Annotated in this window: 1 protein-coding gene; it reads left to right on the top strand. The window is 38.1% G+C overall.

The annotated features are described in order from the left end of the window. On the top strand, positions 1 to 289 hold a 289-nt coding region (locus tag JYB62_RS20145; protein ID WP_205647092.1), incomplete at both ends, for a reverse transcriptase domain-containing protein.

Here is a 289-nt window from a genome sequence, read left to right as displayed (position 1 = left end):
GTCCACCTTAGACCTCAGATCAAGTTTTTGGCAAGTAGAATTACACCCTAATTGCAGAAAATATACCGCTTTCCTCTGTTTTGGTAATTGTTACCAATTTCGTAAGCTACCCTTTGGTCTTAATATCTCCTCATCTGCCTTCATTCGCGCATTAAATGCGACACTTCCTGATCATTTAAAGGAACAAATTACGACGTATGTTGATGACATTCTCATTGCCCAAGACTCATGGCAGAAACACAATAGTGTTCTGAAATCTTTACTAAAAGTATTCGATACATCGGGAATT

Source organism: Algoriphagus lutimaris, from assembly GCF_017051705.1.
Lineage (GTDB): Bacteria > Bacteroidota > Bacteroidia > Cytophagales > Cyclobacteriaceae > Algoriphagus > Algoriphagus lutimaris.
This window is presented reverse-complemented; position numbering and strand designations above follow the sequence as displayed.